13 protein-coding genes and 1 pseudogene are annotated in these 16,991 nt (G+C 62.8%); 6 read left to right on the forward strand and 8 right to left on the reverse strand.

Going from position 1 to position 16,991, the window contains the following annotated elements:
* The 3 genes from AC070A_RS07255 to AC070A_RS07265 form a co-directional block, all read right to left on the reverse strand.
* Positions 1–1,611 (reverse strand): DHA2 family efflux MFS transporter permease subunit, encoded by a 1,611-nt coding sequence (locus AC070A_RS07255; RefSeq protein WP_112994022.1) that lies wholly within the window; start codon positions 1,609–1,611, stop codon positions 1–3.
* 46 nt (positions 1,612–1,657) lie between these two features.
* On the reverse strand, positions 1,658–2,860 hold the full coding sequence (locus tag AC070A_RS07260) for an HlyD family secretion protein (RefSeq protein WP_057251277.1): 1,203 nt from the start codon (positions 2,858–2,860) through the stop codon (positions 1,658–1,660).
* A gap of 404 nt (positions 2,861–3,264) precedes the next feature.
* A complete protein-coding gene (locus AC070A_RS07265) occupies positions 3,265–3,954 on the reverse strand; it encodes a hydrolase (RefSeq protein ID WP_218373016.1) in 690 nt (229 codons plus the stop codon).
* Positions 3,955–4,348: 394 nt separating this feature from the next.
* On the opposite strand from AC070A_RS07265, the gene AC070A_RS07270 reads away from it, so the two are divergent.
* From AC070A_RS07270 to AC070A_RS07290, 5 genes and pseudogenes are all read left to right on the forward strand, one after another.
* Positions 4,349–4,870 (forward strand): BA14K family protein, encoded by a 522-nt coding sequence (locus tag AC070A_RS07270; RefSeq protein ID WP_112996515.1) that lies wholly within the window; start codon positions 4,349–4,351, stop codon positions 4,868–4,870.
* 93 nt (positions 4,871–4,963) lie between these two features.
* A complete protein-coding gene (locus AC070A_RS07275) occupies positions 4,964–5,353 on the forward strand; it encodes a MerR family transcriptional regulator (RefSeq protein ID WP_200964214.1) in 390 nt (129 codons plus the stop codon).
* A gap of 98 nt (positions 5,354–5,451) precedes the next feature.
* The gene (locus AC070A_RS07280) at positions 5,452–6,144 is read left to right on the forward strand and encodes a hypothetical protein (RefSeq protein ID WP_200964215.1); all 693 of its coding nucleotides are present in this window, start codon (positions 5,452–5,454) and stop codon (positions 6,142–6,144) included.
* A 288-nt stretch (positions 6,145–6,432) separates the two neighbouring features.
* On the forward strand, positions 6,433–7,746 hold the full coding sequence (locus AC070A_RS07285) for an MFS transporter (RefSeq protein ID WP_112996514.1): 1,314 nt from the start codon (positions 6,433–6,435) through the stop codon (positions 7,744–7,746).
* Positions 7,747–8,398: 652 nt separating this feature from the next.
* Positions 8,399–9,889: pseudogene (locus AC070A_RS07290) on the forward strand (cation:proton antiporter).
* A gap of 59 nt (positions 9,890–9,948) precedes the next feature.
* On the opposite strand, the gene AC070A_RS07295 reads toward AC070A_RS07290, so the two are convergent.
* The 3 genes from AC070A_RS07295 to AC070A_RS07305 all read right to left on the reverse strand — a co-directional run bounded on the left by AC070A_RS07295 (position 9,949) and on the right by AC070A_RS07305 (position 12,802).
* The gene (locus AC070A_RS07295; RefSeq protein WP_057255194.1) at positions 9,949–10,215 is read right to left on the reverse strand and encodes a DUF2277 domain-containing protein; all 267 of its coding nucleotides are present in this window, start codon (positions 10,213–10,215) and stop codon (positions 9,949–9,951) included.
* A gap of 121 nt (positions 10,216–10,336) precedes the next feature.
* Positions 10,337–11,578, reverse strand: coding sequence for a tlde1 domain-containing protein (locus tag AC070A_RS07300; RefSeq protein ID WP_494773560.1), 1,242 nt, complete (start codon positions 11,576–11,578; stop codon positions 10,337–10,339).
* 333 nt (positions 11,579–11,911) lie between these two features.
* Entirely contained in the window at positions 11,912–12,802 is an 891-nt protein-coding gene (locus tag AC070A_RS07305; protein ID WP_057255196.1) for a LysR family transcriptional regulator, read from the reverse strand.
* A gap of 97 nt (positions 12,803–12,899) precedes the next feature.
* Between AC070A_RS07305 and AC070A_RS07310 the strand changes: the two genes are divergently transcribed.
* Positions 12,900–13,649 (forward strand): sulfite exporter TauE/SafE family protein, encoded by a 750-nt coding sequence (locus AC070A_RS07310; protein ID WP_112996513.1) that lies wholly within the window; start codon positions 12,900–12,902, stop codon positions 13,647–13,649.
* Positions 13,650–13,679: 30 nt separating this feature from the next.
* Here AC070A_RS07310 and AC070A_RS07315 read toward each other — a convergent pair whose 3' ends face one another.
* Complete coding sequence (locus tag AC070A_RS07315) at positions 13,680–15,512, reverse strand: adenylate/guanylate cyclase domain-containing protein (RefSeq protein WP_156414749.1); 1,833 nt, start codon at positions 15,510–15,512, stop codon at positions 13,680–13,682.
* A 224-nt stretch (positions 15,513–15,736) separates the two neighbouring features.
* The gene (locus tag AC070A_RS07320; protein ID WP_112996512.1) at positions 15,737–16,921 is read right to left on the reverse strand and encodes a glycoside hydrolase family 5 protein; all 1,185 of its coding nucleotides are present in this window, start codon (positions 16,919–16,921) and stop codon (positions 15,737–15,739) included.
* Between the last annotated feature and the right edge of the window lie 70 nt (positions 16,922–16,991).

Here is a 16,991-nt window from a genome sequence, read left to right on the forward strand (position 1 = left end):
TCAATGGGCGCGGCCCGCACCTGCGCCGCCAAGCTGGATCTTCCGGGTGAAAAGCAGGGCGATGGCGGCGAGCGCCAACACAGTGCCGATCACCGCGAAGGTATCACTGAACCCCAGGATAAGCGCCTGGCGGTGAACCGTCGCGCCGATCACGGCGATCGCCTTGTGTTGTGCAACCGCGACGTCGGATACGCCATGGGTCATGAAGTGCTGGGTCAGATCGCTGATCCGGTCACGGACCTCATCGCGGGAAAGCGTGACGGACTGGCCGATGATGTTAGAATGGAACTGCTCCCGCTTGGTCAACACAGTCGCGAGCGTGGCCGTTCCAACCGCGCCGCCGAGATTGCGCAGCATGTTCGACAGGCCGGAGGCGGCGGCCGCGTCGCCAGGCGCGATGCCGGCGGTCGTGATCACCGTGATCGGCGTCAGCACCAGTGCCTGGCCGATGGCGCGCACGATATTGGGCACGAAGAACTGGTCGCCGGCGCTGTCGAGCGAGAGCGTCGTGTTCATGAAACAGCTCGCTGCGAAGATGCTGATGCCGACGAAGCCGACGTAGCGCGCGTCGAACCGCTTCATCAGTGCCGGCACGAGCGGAATGATGAGGAGCTGCGGCAAGCCGGTCCAGGCCAGCACGAAGCCGATCTGCTCGGCATTGTAGCGCTGCACCTGGCCCAGATACTGCGGCAGGATGTAAACGGTGCCGAACAGCGCCACGCCGACCAGCACGTTGACGAGAACGCCGACACCGAAGTTGCGCTGCTTGAGCAGGCGTAGCTTGACCAGCGGCTTTTCGACCTTTAGCTCGATGATGACGAAGGCGGTCAGAAACACGGCTGCGATCATGGCGAGCTTGACGATGAACGGCGACTGGAACCAGTCGTCCTTATTGCCTTCCTCGAGCACGGTCTGTAGAGCCGAGAGCCCGATCGCCATGGTGACGATGCCGGCCCAGTCGCCCTCTTTGAGCAAGGACAATTGCATCGGCTTCTTCTCGAGCGTGAAGTAGAGCGCAACCACCATGATGATGCTTGGGGGCGTGTTGACGAAGAAGATCGACTGCCAGCCGTAGTTCTCGGTGAGGTAGCCGCCGATCGTCGGGCCGATCGCCGGCGCGAAGGTGACGGACAGGGCGAAGAGTGCCAATCCGAACGGCTGCTGCGTCTTGGGCAACCGGGTCAGGATCATCGTGAAAGCCATGGGGATGAGCACGCCGCCCGCAACGCCTTGCAGACCGCGCAGCACGATCATCGAGCCGAGGTCATGGGCGAAGGCGCAAGCCGCGGAAAAGATCGGGAACAGGATCGCATTTGCCAGGATATAGCGCCGGAACGAGAAGACGCGGCTGAAGTAGTCGGTAAGGGGGATCACCACGATCTCGCCGATCAGGTAGGAGGTCGATATCCAGGCGCCGTTGTCGACGCCGGTGCCGATCCCGCCCTCGATGTCGAGCAGCGAGGCGTTGGTGATCTGGATGTTCAGGATCGCCATGAAGGCACCGATCAGGCCGGCGAGCACTGCGATCCATGCCGTCGTGCTCGCCTTTTCCGATGGCTCCGCAGCGGCTGGCAGCGAACCGGGCGCAACTGTATCAGCAATGGTGGACATAACACCCTCCTGCCTTGTCTATGCGTTCACTTGAACGCACGGCGCTCTAGTAGATCTTTCCCGACTTTGACGCGACCTCGGTCGCCGTCGGGTTGGTGGCGATGGTCGGGTAGACCGACATGCCGGGCCGCAAGGTCACCGATCGTGGGGTTCCGCGGTCGAGCACGATCTTGACCGGGATGCGCTGCACCACCTTGGTGAAGTTGCCCGTCGCATTGTCCGGCGGCAGCAACGCAAATTCCTGGCCGCTCGCCGGCGCGATGCTGTCGACGTGACCCTCGAAGACCTGCCCCGGGAAGGTGTCCACTTCGACCGTCACCTTCTGGCCGGGATAGACGTCGGTGAGCTGGGTCTCCTTGTAGTTGGCGACGATGTAAGCCGCCTCCGTCGGGACGACCGCCATCAGTTGGGTGCCGGCCTGCACATATTGACCGACCCGCAGGGTGCGGTTGCCGATCACGCCATCGATGGGGGCGGCAAGAGCGGTGTAGGAGAGGTTCAGGCGAGCCTGGTCCTGCGCCGCCTTGGCGCTGTCGAGTGCTGCCTTCGCCTGGGCGACCTCGGCCCTGATCACGTCGAGCTGCTTGGTTTCATTGGCAAGTGCCGCCGTGTCACGCGTTACCGCTGCACGGGCGGCCATGATGCGCGAGGCCGCCTGCTGGGCATTCTGGATGGTGCCGAATCCCTGTCTGGCAAGCTCGGAGTAACGCTTGTCGTCCTGTTCAGCAAAGGTCTGGTCGGCCTTGTCGGCCTCGACAGTCGCCCTTGCCGCGTCGATCGCGGATTGCTGAGCCACCAGGGCCGACTGCTTGTTGGCGATGTTGGCTTCCGCTGCCTCGACCTCGGCCATGGCCCGTTCGAGGCTTACCTTGAAATCGCGGTCGTCGATGCGGGCGAGGATCTGTCCTGCCTTTACCCGCTCGTTGTCGGCCACGAGCACCTCGGCGATATGGCCGGAGACCTTGGGCGCAATCGTCGTGCTGTCAGCCTTCACATAGGCGTCGTCGGTCGACACCTGGAAGCGGCCTGTCGTCCAGTACCCCCACCCGAAATCGGCAGCGGCCGCCACGGCCGCGACGGCCACGGAGGCGAAGAGCAGGCCGCGCAGCCACCGCTTTGCAGGCATGTTCGAGGCCGGAGTCACGGCAGGCAAGATCGCAGGCAGTTCCTCGGGGAGCCGAATGGTCGGCATTGTCTCCGCAGTAGGCGAGGGGTTTTCGATGATGGCGATTGGCGTGTGCTGGTTCATGGCCGGTTCCTTTCCCCGGTGTGGCGGGGCGGTCCAAAACGCCCGTCGCCAAATTAGGAAAACTATTGTTTTCTAAAATGCGCGCGAGGATCCAAATTGTCAATCGAATTTGGAAAGCAGTTGTATTCCTTAATGCCAAGGTCGCAATCGAGCGCCCGCGACAGGGCTTGCGACACGAGGTGACCCAAGCTGGATCACCACCAGAAAGCCCTAGCCGCTGTCCTGCTGCTGCGCGATCCCAGGCCGCAGAACCAGGGCGGGCTTCCGCCCCAGGTGACGCTCGCGAGCTTCCTGCATCTTCTTTTGACGATGACATCGCATAAACGGAGAGGCCGGCCCCCTGCGGGGCCAGCCTTGCCATTCACGCCGAAGCGATTGCGGATGTTCGCTGGTCCGGGCCGGGATCACTTCGCCGGGTTGGGGCCGATCGTCTTGCCGTGGCGGACGCGTTCGTCGCCGTTGTGAACCATGGTGACGGCGTAGTCGATGCCCATGCCGTAGGCGCCGGAATGCTCCTTCACCAGCGTGGTGACGGCATTGTAGGTTTCCTTGTGGGCCCAGTCGCGCTGCCATTCGAGCAGGACCTGCTGCCAGGTCACCGGGATGACGCCGGCCTGGACCATGCGGTCCATGGCGTATTTGTGCGCATCGGCCGAGGTGCCGCCGGAGGCGTCGGCAACCATGTAGATCTCGTAGTCGGTGTCATGCATGCACGACAGCGCGAAGGTGGTGTTGCAGACTTCGGTCCACAGCCCGGAGACGACGATTTTCTTGCGGCCGTTGGCGGCATTTTTGGCCAGGGCATCGCGGACGTTCTGATCGTCCCAGGAATTCATCGAGGTGCGTTCGAGAATGTCGTTTTCCGGGAAGACGGCGAGCAGTTCGGGATAGGTGTGGCCGGAGAAGGACCCGGTTTCGACGGTGGTGATGGTGGTTGGAATGTTGAAGACCTTTGCCGCCTTGGCGAGACCGACGACGTTGTTCTTCAGCACCTGCCGATCGATCGACTGAACGCCGAAGGCCATCTGCGGCTGCTGGTCGATGAAGATCAGCTGGCTGTTTGCGGGGGTCAGGACTTCGAGTTTGCTGGACATGGGCTTTCTCCTCTTTGAGCTGGTTGGCAAGCGGGGCGTCGGTGCCCGGCCTTGGCCGGTCTGGGGTGAACTGGTTTGGTGAGAACAGGTGTAGCCGACCGGGTTGCGCTGCTGAATTGCAATAATGATTTCGATTGAATTGCGGATAATGAAATAATTGGTGATGACTCGCGGGTTTGTGTATCCGCCACGGTCAAGGCGGCAGCCGGCGGGGCGTGGGGATGCCGGCGACCCGATCCGTCGTGTGCGGCCAAGCGGATGCCGCGTGCGGTTGTTCGAAAGAGGCGCGTCGGGTTGCGCGCCATACCCGGCGTCGCGCACCGTCAAAACGCAGTGCTTCTGCGCCTTTTCCGATGTATACTTCAGGACAAGCGGGGAAAATGGAGGTAAGCCAATGAATAGGCTAACGATCATTGCCTTGTCCATGGCGTCGGCGCTGACCAGCGTTTCGCCAGCCATGGCATTTCCCACAGCAGCGGACGTCCCGAAGATCGAAACGACGCAAGCGCAACTGGTTCAGTACAGACGATACGGTGGCGGTTACCGCGGCGGTTACCGCGGTGGTTACCGAGGTGGTTACGGTGGCGGTTACCATCACGGGCACCACAACGGTGGCGACGACGATTGGGCCTGGGCGCTCGGCGGACTGGCCCTCGGTACGATCATCGGTGGAGCGCTGGCGCAGCCCTATTATGGCTCGGGCTACTACGATCAGGGCTATTATAACCAAGGCTATTACGGCGGCCCGACCTACTATCGCCCGCGTTACTATGCGCCACGCTATTACCGGCAGACCTATTATGGCGGCAACGCGCATACGAGCTGGTGCTATGCCCGCTACCGGTCCTACAGGGCTTACGACGACACGTTCCAGCCCTATTACGGTCCGCGGCAGATTTGCATCTCGCCCTACTGACGGGTCAAAGGCCTTCGAGCGAAGGCCAATATTTGACGAACATAGGCCTATATCCTAGATCTACACCCAACGTCAGGTTTAGGTGGGTGCCATTTGTCGTCCCTCATGCAGATTGGAGAACTGTCGGAACGTGCAGGCGTCAGCCACCGCACGATCCACTATTACGAGCGCCTCGGGCTGGTGAAGCCAGCCGAGCGTGAGGGCACGGGCTATCGCTACTATGACGAAGTGGCCGTCAAGCGGCTGGAAAAGATCGCCGCACTCAAGCGACTCGGCCTGCGCCTCGACGAAATCGCCGCCGTCATCGACCTCTATTTCGAGGATGCAAACGGCATCAAGGGCAAGGAAAGGGTACTGGAAATCCTGGAGGCCCAGCTCGTCAACGCCGATGCCCAGCTTGATGAACTCACTGCATTCAAACGCGACCTGGAATCCAACATTACCCGTATGCAAGAGCTGATCGCGCAAGCGAGGCGGACCTAGAGCAAGGCCGGCGGGGACAATTGCGTCCACGATCTACACTTAACGTCAAGTTACATATTGCCTCACCCGGTCTCCAAGCCAACCGAAGGAGTTTTGACATGCCTCGCATACGCCCCCTCATTGCGCTCGCTGCTCTCGGTCTCGTCTTCTCGCCAACCACGGCCAGCATTGCGCTTGCGGAAACTCAGAAGGGAACGTCCATGAAATCGGCAACGCTTTCGGCGCAGTCCGTGGCGACCGTCATCAGAACAGTCATGCCGGTTGGCTACGATGAGGTCGCTCGACGCCCTGCCACTCTGGACGGTCAGGGCGCCGAGCTTGTGCGCTATGAGCGAACGGATGGCCGCAACGCGGCGCTTGGTGGCGAGCATTTCAGCACCGTCATCGCCGCGGATGGCCGGCTCAAGGGGTTCGCTCGCATCGACCTTGCTCTGGTTGGCGGTCAACTGCCGACGCGCGAGGAGACGCAGGCGATCGCCATCGATTTCCTGCGCGACGCGGCACCTGATCTCCTGCCGGTGCTGAAGATCAGCTGGATCGACCCCTATGACGAGCCGCTGCGGGTCGCCCGCAATGGGCGCACGGAAGATCTGACCCTGACGGGCATGAAAGTCAAAATGCGGAATACGGCCGATGGCCTCTGGATGTGGGTCATCGTCGGCGCGGACCGCAAGGTCATGGTGTTCGAGCGCGATATCAACTGGATCACATTCCCGGGCCATCGCGGCACGGAAAAGTGGCTTCACGACTCGTGGCTCGTCGAAAACGGACACGATGTTGACCGAGGCTGACCGTCGTCCTCCGATCGGCCGGGACGCCGCCTCTATGCGCTCGCGACCAAGATGCCGGCTGACGACCTCATCCTCCAGTTAAGAGCGCGAAACCGGTCTCTGATGACGATCTTTCCGTGTGTGATGTCCGCGCGGATACCACTTCGGATTTCTTCCGAAAGAATCCTTGCAAGGCGGCGCGAACCGTTTTTGGCGCGGTACAGCCGATCCGATGCCGCTTCGAGGGCCGCTGTTCAAGTTCGATCTGCCGACGTAGTGTCCGCGCATTGATTTCTAAGGCAGGACGGAATGACGACGATCACGATGAACGAAGCGCTCGACCGTGCCGGCACGGGACCCTATCAGTACCGCTTGATTGGCATCTTCGGTTTGGTCTGGGCGGCTGATGCCATGCAGGTTCTTGCCGTTGGTTTCACGGCAGCCTCCATCGCCGCGACGTTCGGTCTGACGCTTCCGCAGGCACTGCAGACCGGTACCCTGTTCTTTCTCGGCATGCTGATCGGAGCGGTTGGTTTTGGTCGGCTTGCCGATCGCATCGGTCGGCGGCGGGTGCTGATTGTCACCGTGGCCTGCGATGCCATCTTCGGCATGCTATCGATCTTCGCACCCAGCTTCGGCGTCCTTTTGTTCCTGCGGTTCCTCACGGGTGCTGCAGTCGGCGGTACCCTGCCGGTCGACTACGCCATGATGTCGGAGTTCCTGCCCGCCCGAAGCCGCGGTCGCTGGCTCGTCATGCTCGAAGGGTTCTGGGCCGTGGGAACGTTGATCGTGGCGGTGGCGGCATGGCTCGTCGCGCTCGCGGAACTCACGGACGCATGGCGCTATATTTTCGCGATCACGGCCATCCCGGCGGTGCTCGGCCTCGGCCTGCGCTTCCTCGTTCCGGAGTCGCCGCTCTATCTGCTTCGTGCGGGCAAGGCTGCCGAGGCAAAAGCCATCGTCAACCAGATGCTCGTCACCAATCGTCACCCTCAGCTCGAAACGACCGTATCGATCGCACTTCCTGCGGCCTCACCGGGTGCCGGCATCTTCTCTGGGGATCTGCGCCGCCGCAGTCTTCTGATCTTGGCCGTGTGGTTCCTCGTTTCGGTATCCTACTACGGCGTCTTCACCTGGATGCCGCCGCGGCTCGCGGGAGAAGGCTTCGGCTTCGTCCGCGGTTATGGTTTTCTCGTTCTGATCGCTTTGGCGCAAATCCCAGGCTACGCGCTCGCCGCCTATGGCGTCGAGACATGGGGACGCCGGCCGACGCTGGTCGGCTTTTGTCTTCTCTCCGCCTTGAGCTGCCTGCTTTTCGTCGTGGCAGATGGGGCGACGATCATCGCAGCGTCGCTGCTCATCATGAGTTTTGCGCTGCTCGGCACCTGGGGCGCGCTCTACGCCTATACGCCGGAGCTCTATCCAACGGAGTCTCGAGCAACCGGAATGGGTGCGGCGGGCGGCATGGCGCGCCTCGGCGGTCTGCTCGCTCCTTCCTTGATCGGCATCCTGGTGACCCAGAGCTTCGGGCTTGCAATCGGCACCTTTGCCGGTTTGTTGCTGGTGGCTGCGATCGCGGCCTGCCTGATCGATGCGGAAACCCGGCTTGCATCGCTGGCGTGAGGTCACGGACGAATACGCCCATTGCTCCCGGTGAAAAGGGCACTAATCACAGAGGTGCGGAAATGGCAGATCTGCCAAGGTGTTGGGACACGATCGGCCTGTGCACAACCGGTGGATAGAATGCGGACAACTCGGGGAGCAATGACGTCGGGCTTTCTGATCGAGAAAACCGTTCTAGCATGCACATGCGGCCGATCCCACGGTCGCTAGTGTAGCAGCTATATCATCGGGACCGGTGCATTGCGCCGGTCCCGATCCTCTATCCAGATCTTTCTTCGGCAGCAGGCGCCGTTCCGCCACGGTTCTGCAACACGCCGCGCCGAGTGCCCGGAGTCAACCGCGTATCACGTGCGCCTCCTCATGTGCGGTGCACGCATAGCTGCATTGCACAATAATTGTTTTCCAGGTGGTCAAAAATCAGGCATAAAGCACACAGCTGATGCATATGGCGGTTCTCCTCCCAATGCCGCCGCAGCAGCTGTTCCCCTCTGGAGGTTTATTGACCTTCACACCTTATGGGCCGCGGTCTTCCGTCGGCCCTTTTTTCTTTTCTGGCCGCGCCTGTTTTCTCCGCTCAAACCGCCGCGCCAATTGCGTTTCGGCAAAGCGCGTTCTGTAATGCCCTCATCCTGGAGGGGTGGAGGCAGAGCGCGTGGAACCGACACATTTGTTCGAGCTGGTGATTGGCATGTTTGTGGCGATCATCGCCCTGCACTATGTCGCCGACAGGTTCGGGTCACCGCCTTCCGTCGCACTGCTGGCCGGCGGCGCATAGACGATCGCCGTTGGCCGACTGCGCCGGCATCTGATCGGCATCGCCTCGCTGGCGATCGGCGCGGTGTTCTTCACCTGTGCCGTGGTCGCCGTGGTCACGCATCTGCTTTTCCCCTCGCTCCCCTGGGCCGCCTGCGCGGCGCTAGGGGCGATCGTGTCGCCGCCCGACGCGGTTTCGGCCCGTGCCGTGCTGCAGCGTGTGCGGCTGCCTCGGCGGCTGCAGATCCTGCTCGAGGGAGAAAGCCTGCTCAACGACGCGAGCGGCCTAGTCCTCTTCCGCTTCGCGATTGCCGCCGGCGTCACCGGGGCCTTCAGCGCGAGCGAAGCGGTCGGCAGCTTTTTCGTGCTGGCGATCGGCGGCGCCCTTGTCGGTACCGCCATCGGCACGGCCTGGGTCCTGCTTGCGCGCCGTCTTGGCGACGAATACCTGATCATCGCGGCCACGGCCCTGCTGTCCTGGACCTCCTACCTGCTCGGCGAGTTCCTGCATGTTTCAGGCGTCATTGCCACCGTCACCACCGGCCTGATCGCAAGCTGGCACCAGCACACCGTGCTCACGGCGGCAACGCGCATGCGCGGCTCGTCGTTCTGGACCGTCATCGTCTTCCTGATGGAGGCTGCCGTCTTCATTCTGATCGGCCTGTCGCTTCGCGGCGTCGTCGAGCGCGGAGGCGGCTTCGATGTCGTCGCCGCCACCATGTGGTGGCCAATCCTAGCAATTCTCGTGGCGCTCTCCGTCGCGCGCTTTGCCTGGGTGTTTGGCTCGGATTTCGCCATCCGCCTCGGAAACGCCCTTGGGATGGAGCGCTATCGGCCGCTTGGGGCACGCGCGGCAACGGTGGTCTCCTGGGCAGGTGTGCGCGGTGTTGTCACGCTGGCCTTGGCCCTCAGCATACCGGAGGGCTTTCCCGGTCGCGACTTCATCCTGGTGACATCCTTTGCCGTCATCTTGGGGACCGTGCTCGTCCAGGGCACCACGCTCGGGCGGGTGATCGCATGGGCGGGGCTCGTCGAGCCGCCATCGGAAAAGGCGCGCCTCAGCATGAGCCAGGCCGAGGCGGCCATGGCGCAGGCGCAACTCGTGACCATTCAGAGCCACGCTTATGATGGCGGAGGCACCCTCATCCATCCGCAACTGCTCGATAGGTATCAGCGCCGGGCGGTGTCGATCGTCGATTACGCCGAGCGCACGGAGCACTACGCGCCCATTCTTCATGCCCATTTCGACGTCGTGCTCGAAGCGGTCGCAACCGGACGGCGCGAACTCATCCGGCTTCATCGCGCCGGCGAGATCGACGACGAGACGCTGCACGAATTGGAACGGGACCTCGACCTTGAAGAATTGAGCGCGCTCGCCGCCAAGGCGTGAGGAGCGCTCCCAGTGGATAGGGAACAAAGCGCGTCGGCTATTGCCGGCGCCGTTTTATCTCAGGCAAACCGGATCGCGTTTCGGGCGCGGGCCTTGGCCGCTTCTTCTTCGCGGTTGCGCGGCGGCTGCGACGTTTCGAGTGAATAGAGCAATTCCCGGGCGCAGGCCGCGATCGAATTGACGGCGTGCTCGAAGGCCGCCTCGTTGCGCTTGGCCGGTTTGGTTGTTCCGCTCAGTTTGCGCACGAACTGCAACGCGGCGTCATGGATCTCCGCGTCCGTCGCCGGCGGCTCGAAATTGAACAGGGGTTTTATGTTTCGGCACATGACGGGCTCCCGGTCCTCTTCGTTCTCGCTCCTGTAGAGGCCCGGATCTTAATGCTCGTTCCCCATTGGCGAAAGACCTTTGCCGTCTCTCTCCTGCAATCCGACTGTTCGGCGCCTCCTGTCAGGAGCTCCTGCCGTTCGATGCCAAGCGCGTGCCGGCCGCGCGTCCGCCGCTCGGCACCACGACGATCTGCTTGACCTTGCCTTGTTTGAAGGCGGTCAGGAAACGCGGATAGTCGGCGAAGGCGACGCAGCCATGGGATTCGGCGCGCTTGCCGCGCAGCAGATAGCTGTGGGTCAGGAAGCCGTCGCGGCCGTGTTTGTTCTTTCCGTCGATCGGCAGCATGCGGATCGCCTCGACCCCATGGAAGCGCGTCTCGCGCATCTTGAGATTATAGATGTGCGGCGGGGTCGGCCCGGTCATCTTGACACCCACGTAGCGCGGATTATCGGCCATCTTGCCGATGCCGGAATGGGCCTCGAGCACGCTGCCATCGGGCATGTAAACCTTGGCCGCGGTGATGTCGTAGACGGCGACGCCATTTCCTGCCTTCGCTCCGCTGCCGAAAATGTTGCGCAGCGCCTGGCCGAAGCCGGTGCCGGAACTGTTTTCCGTCGGATCTTCCGGCCGGGCATAGGCGAGCTTCGGCTTTGCCGGCGCTTCGCGTTCGCCGGTCTTCCCGGTCTCTTCGGTCTTTGGCGCAGCCTCGACTTCGGCCTGCTCGGCCTCAGGTTTCTCGGTTTCCGCAACAGGCTTCTGCACTTGTTCTGTGCGCGGGCGGAACTGCGGCATGGGACCGACAGACGGCGTGTCCTCATGGCTCGGCAGTGTGGCCGTGTCGTCAGCTGCGTCCGGTTCCGGCTGTTCGGCGAGATCGTCCTCGACGGGCGCGGTCAGCACGGCGGAAAACGCGCTGCCTTCCACATGGCTCTGAGAGGGGGTGGCATAGGCGAGCTGGACTGCCGGCTTGTCAGCGAAACCGCCGGTCATCGGGGCGAAGCGTTCCGACGCAGGCACGCTCAGCGTTGCGGCCTGGTGGCGAGATTGCGCGGAAGCGGAGGGGGCGGAATTGCTGGCGAGCTTTTCCGACGCCAATACCGCTTGCTTCACCGCCGCCGCCAGGCGCGCGCTCTTGCCGAGCATTTCGGCATCTTTCGGAAATTCAAGATCGCGCGCGAATCTCGCTTCGCTGGGCGTCAGGCTTGCGACCACGGCCGGCTGCGTCGCAGCGGCCGCGACGAGCCGCGTCGCCTGGTTGACCCTGGCGTGTTTGTCCCAGGCGCGCTCCTTTGTCTTCTCGGCCAAATGGAGCTGCGGTTTGGGCAGCAGGCGGCCCGAACCATGCGTGAAGGAACTGTTCATCGCGACCATACCGACGAGCGACCACGCAGCCGCGCCGACAAGAGCGGTGCCGCAGCAAGTGATCAGCAATGGACGCAACAGACGATTCAAAGACTGTGGGCGAATGATCTTACTCAACAACGCAAATCAAGCCAGAAATTCACGCAAAAGGCCCTCAGGCCGGCGAGCGACCACCGCTGCGCGACTTCCGGATTGTCCCCTTCTTGACGACTGATGGACAAAAGATGGAGAAGTATGGTTAAATTTTGCTTTCCAAGCGGCGAAAATCAGCATTTTTTCGACGCTCGCCTCAAATCGGCGAGCGAGCCTGCTCGTAGAGGTGGCTAAGGCGCTTCAGGGCCGTCCACTGCGTGCGAGATGCTCGAACAGGCTAAGCGCGGGCGGCGTCAATTGTCCGTCACTGCGGATGCACACCGATAGCCGCCGCACGGCCCATTTTTCCTGAAGGTGAATGACAGCGATCTGAGCGGGCCGGCGGCATCGGCGAGCCGCTTTTTCCGGCACGATGCCGATCCCCACGCCAGCGCCGGCCATGCGGCAGATATCATCGAAGGTGCGCAGTTTCACGCGCAGCTTGAGCCTGGCGCCGAGCTTGGCCGCCTGCCCCTCGATGTGATCCTGCAAGGCGCCGCCCGCCAGGCCGATGAAGCGTTCGTCGAGAAGGTCGGCGAAGCGGACCTGCGTTCTCTCGACGATCGGATGGTCGTGCCGGGCCACCACGACGAGCCGGTCGGTTGCGAAGGGGCTGAGCGTCAAGCCGCTTGTCTCCACCGCATCAGAAAGAATGCCGATCTCGGCGAAGCCGGCAGCGATGCTCCTGGCAATCTCGATGCTTTGCCGCTCCTTCAGGTCGATGTCGATCTGCGGGTTGGCTGCCATCCAGGCCGCGAGCCTTTCAGGAATGAACTCGGTCATCGCTGCGGTGTTGGCGAGGACGCGAACGGTGGCGCGCAGCCCCTTCGCATAGCTTCCCAGTTCACTGCGCATCTGCACCGTCTGGCGGATGATCATGCGCGCATGGTGGACGAGCGCCTCGCCCGCCTCCGTCGGAGTGACACCGCGTCGCCCCCGCGTGAGCAGGGCAACGTCGCCCGCCACCTCCATGGCGCGCAGCCGTTCGCTTGCCGCCGGAAGGGAAAGCCCAACCTCCAGCGCGCCATGGGTGATGCTGCCGGCATCCACGACGGCGAGAAACAGGCGAAGATCATTGAGGTCGAAGGACATTCAGCAAGGATAATCGATAAACAGCCTTCGGGCCAGCCGAAGTCTGGGATCGGGACTTCCGCATTGTCTATGCCGCCGAACCGGCTATGCCGTTCACATGTTCGATGCGTCGTTTTCTTTTCTGTTAGCCGTGGCCGCGACATTTTTCGTCGCCGGTCTCGTCAAGGGCGTGACCGGAATGGGCCTGCCGACCGTGGCGATGGGCGTGCTGGGTGCGCTGATTTCACCGGTCGCGGCGGCAAGTCTGCTGGTTGTTCCGTCCTTCGTGACCAATGTCTGGCAGCTTCTGGCGGGACCCGGCATCCTGTCGCTCGCGCGAAGGTTCTGGTCGATGATGCTGGCGATTGTCGTCGGAACGCTGCTCGGCTCCGCATGGCTGGTGAGTGGGGATACACGGCTGACCACCGCCGCGCTCGGGGCCGCGCTCGTCATCTATTCCGGCTACGCGCTGCTTGCGCGGCCGTTCCGTATAGCTGAACGACAGGAACGGTGGCTCTCGCCGATTGTCGGAACGCTGACCGGCGTGGTGACCGGCTGCACCGGGGTCTTCGTCATTCCCGCCGTGCCCTATCTGCAGGCCCTCGGCCTTGCGAAAGACGACCTCGTGCAGGCGCTGGGACTTTCCTTCACTGTTTCGACTGTCGCATTGGCGGCCGGGCTTGGCGCCCAGGGTATCTTTCAGGCCGAAACCCTTGCACTTTCCGTGATTGCAGTCGTGCCCGCGCTTCTCGGAATGTGGGTGGGGCAACGGTTGCGCGGCAGAGTGGGCGCGCAGGCGTTCCGCCGCGGTTTCCTGTTCTGCCTGTTCCTCTTGGGCGCGGAGATGGCTCTGAGACCCGTGTTTTGAAACCGAGGCATGGATAAACTTGGCAGCCGCTTATCCCGCTGTAGTCGGCAACCGGTAGATTTCGGTCTGTTCCGTCCGACCGGAAAGGCAGTGTTTGCCAAGCGGCGTGAGGTCGGAGCGGCCTTCGGTCAGGAAATCGACGGTTTCACCGCTCAGGAGCACGACGATCTCTTCGCTCGGCGCCACCGACTTGCCGAGCTGCTCGATGCGGTTGCAGACATTCACCGCATCGCCGACGATCGTATAGGCGGACCGCCCGCTCATGCCGATATTGCCCGAGACGACCGGACCGGAATGGACGCCGATGCGCACTCTGAGGGGAGCTAGCCCCTGCCGGCGCCGATCCGCGTTGTCCTTAGCGACCGCAAGCGCAATGGCGCGGGCCGCGCGCATGGCGCGATCGGCATGATCCGGCTGGTCGTCCGGAGCACCCCAAAACGCCATCACGCAATCGCCGATGAACTTGTCGATCGTGCCGCCCTCGTCCTCGATGCATTGGCCGAGTAGATCGAAATGCCTGTTCAGGAGTGCGGCGACTTCGGCAGCGGTGGTCTTTTCGGCCGTGGCGGTGAAATCGACCACGTCGGTAAACATGATGGTCACCGTTCGCTGCGTCGAGACGAGATCTCCGCTTCCCAGCAGATGGCGCACCAGTTTCTTCGGCACGTAGGTTTCGAGCCAGCGCAGCCCGGTCAACATCGTATTGTAGGCGCGCGCCTGTTCGTTCAGCTCCGTGAACAGGCTGCCGGGCAGGGGGCGAAGAGCCGCGAAGTCGAGCATGCCAACGGCGCGGACCTCACGCGCCATGCTGGTGACTGGGCGAACAATCAGACGGCTGACGACCCATGCAATGACGATCGCCGCGAGAAGCACTACGAGACCGGCGACGCCGGCGCGCAGCAGGTCGGAAATCGGTTTCTCCAGGGCTTCGATCGGCACCTCGACGCCGACGATGAGAGGAGCGGGTGCGTAACCGCTGACCTCGCGGGTGAGAATGACACGACCCTTGTCCCCCACTTCCACGACACGAGCCTCCAGCGCCGAGTCGTGGAAGGTCTCGGGTTCCCCGTCCCACAATGCGGCAAGGAACGGATCGCCAAGTTCGCTAAGCTTCGGCAGCCGGTGCTCTGCGGACAGGAGCGGATGGCCCGATGCCATCATCGGATGCGCGAGCACCTGATCGCGGCCGTAAAGGACGAAGGGTGTCGTCCCGGGATTCGAGACGGCGATCTGGCGCAGGAAGTCCGAAATGGCATCGACCGTGATCGTTGCCCTGAAGACGCCGGCAAACTGGTCGCCGGCGCTTGCCGGTTGCTGCAGGTTTGTGACCGACGTGCGTATCGCCGGATCTGGAACGAAGTAGACCGGCCCCCATTCGGCCTTGCCGCTACGGCGCGCCTCGTCGATCTCCGTTCGCTCGTTGTCGGTCCTGATCGTGTCGGCGAAGGAAAAGACGCCCTTGGGGCCCTGGGTCACGCCGAAGATTTCGCCATTTGGCTTGACGAAGGAGAGCACGCGCACCTGCGGGGTCGCCGCGAGCGCGCCCGTCATCACCCGCTCCAGAGCCAGCGTGTCCGCCGGATCGAGGCGCCCGGCCCCGACTTCCTTTGCCAGGAACGCCAGCTGGTCCTCAACCGGGGCGAACCGGCTGCCGATTTTCGTCTGGACGGCGTCGAGGCCAAGATGGGCCGATTGGGCGAGCAATTCGCGCGTAGCACCGGCCGACATGTACCAGACGACGGAGAGGATGACGGCGGCTGTCAGAGCCACCAGTGCCGCCATCACGATCGCCAGCGTGCGCGACAGGGATATGGTTCGCTTTCGTGTGTCGGCGTCGACCGCCCCGGTTGTCTGCAAAGACATGCCCCAAGTTGGAAACGGCGCCACATACGTCATGGCGCTCGTAAGGATGATAGTTCTTCTAACGATTCCTGCCCTTTTTTCAAACAGACCGGGGTCCGCTTGGGTAGGCGAAGGCTGCGACGTGATGTGCATCGCAATCGAGCGCTTTTGTGACGCCCGCGCGGAAACTAGTCACGCCTGACGGGCGGTACGCCCCGGTTCCAGGGCGTACCGGCGGGACGCGGTCACTGATCCTCGGCGAGCCGCCGGCTGATGGGCGCAAACTCCGGCGTCGACTTGCGCGGCGTCGTGTCGCGCTCATTGGCTTCCATCTGCTGCCAATATTTCCAGCCGACGGTCTTCGAGCCGAGCTCGTAGTCCATGCCATCCCAGGCATCTTCCCGGAAGCTGTAGAAGGCCCAGTGCAGATCGTCCTCGTCGAGGGCGGTCAACACGTCCTCGAGATAGGTCTTGCAACCCGACCAGCGTCGCATGCAGCCAAATTCGCCGGCGACGAGGCGGTTGAGCGGCACGCCCTTGTCCTTGGCCCATTGTACAGGCCTTGCGAGGTAAGCGGCCGCCCTTGCCCGGTCCCAGGTCTCTTCGCCTTCGCCAAAGGGCACCTTGCCAGGATAGGCATAGGGCTTGTCGCGCTTGATGTTCGGCGCACTGGTCGCCGCATAGGGTTCGTACATATGAAAGCTGTAGAGCACCTTCTGGTCCGTGAGCCCCGATGGCCAGTAGGAAAACGCATCGGCCGCCGCATACCAGCCGGCATCCGCGATGATGGGGGTCGCTGGATCGACCTCGCGGATCGCGGCGATGACGGTCTCATAGAAGGCTTTGAGATCCGAAGCGCTGCCTTGCTTACCGTCGTACCAGGCCTGCATCGCCTGCGGATCGGCGTGCTCGGCAAGGCCATTGTTCTTTTCCGGTGCCGGTTCGTTGACGATGTTGTAGGCGGCGACCGCCGGGTGGTCCTTCAGTTCGCGCGCCAGATCCTGCCAGAAGCTTGCCGCCTGGTCCCACCAGGCCTTGTCTCGCCAAAGCCGGCCGTCGAACTTGTTGCCATTGTTCTGGGCCCAGCGCATGCCCGGCAGTGACAGCGGCGCGATGACCACCTTGAGGCCCGCCTTGTCGGCGTCGTCGAGCGTCTGTCTGAGCGTCTTCAGATCGGCGGCAGGAATACCGTCGTATTTGTCCGCGTCGCCGATCAGGTAGTCGCGTTTTGCCGGTTTCCACTTGTCGTAGGAAAGGCGCACCCAGGTGGCGCCGTAGCCTGCCAGCGCCTTGAAATAGGCCTCGTCCGGCGGCAGCCGGTTGAAGCTGTTGCCGCCATGCTGGGGCTTGTCCCAGAACGTCATGAGATCGGCGGCATCGGCCGAGCCGGCGAGGCTGAATGCGAAGAGGGTGGCGGCAATCAGGCGCATGAATCGGTCCTTCGGGCTCTGGTTTAAGTGCCGCTAACCTACTGGCGGATCGCATCGCCGGTGTTCCCCA

This window comes from Ensifer sp. GW101-20A05, assembly GCF_059424735.1.

Bases quoted from the DNA above. Each gene is read 5' to 3' on its own strand.
- AC070A_RS07255 (WP_112994022.1), bottom strand. From the start codon at position 1,611: ATGTCCACCATTGCTGATACAGTTGCGCCCGGTTCGCTGCCAGCCGCT.
- AC070A_RS07260 (WP_057251277.1), bottom strand. From the start codon at position 2,860: ATGAACCAGCACACGCCAATCGCCATCATCGAAAACCCCTCGCCTACT.
- AC070A_RS07265 (WP_218373016.1), bottom strand. From the start codon at position 3,954: ATGTCCAGCAAACTCGAAGTCCTGACCCCCGCAAACAGCCAGCTGATC.
- AC070A_RS07270 (WP_112996515.1), top strand. From the start codon at position 4,349: ATGAATAGGCTAACGATCATTGCCTTGTCCATGGCGTCGGCGCTGACC.
- AC070A_RS07280 (WP_200964215.1), top strand. From the start codon at position 5,452: ATGCCTCGCATACGCCCCCTCATTGCGCTCGCTGCTCTCGGTCTCGTC.
- AC070A_RS07285 (WP_112996514.1), top strand. From the start codon at position 6,433: ATGACGACGATCACGATGAACGAAGCGCTCGACCGTGCCGGCACGGGA.
- AC070A_RS07295 (WP_057255194.1), bottom strand. From the start codon at position 10,215: ATGTGCCGAAACATAAAACCCCTGTTCAATTTCGAGCCGCCGGCGACG.
- AC070A_RS07300 (WP_494773560.1), bottom strand. From the start codon at position 11,578: ATGAACAGTTCCTTCACGCATGGTTCGGGCCGCCTGCTGCCCAAACCG.
- AC070A_RS07305 (WP_057255196.1), bottom strand. From the start codon at position 12,802: ATGTCCTTCGACCTCAATGATCTTCGCCTGTTTCTCGCCGTCGTGGAT.
- AC070A_RS07310 (WP_112996513.1), top strand. From the start codon at position 12,900: ATGTTCGATGCGTCGTTTTCTTTTCTGTTAGCCGTGGCCGCGACATTT.
- AC070A_RS07315 (WP_156414749.1), bottom strand. From the start codon at position 15,512: ATGTCTTTGCAGACAACCGGGGCGGTCGACGCCGACACACGAAAGCGA.
- AC070A_RS07320 (WP_112996512.1), bottom strand. From the start codon at position 16,921: ATGCGCCTGATTGCCGCCACCCTCTTCGCATTCAGCCTCGCCGGCTCG.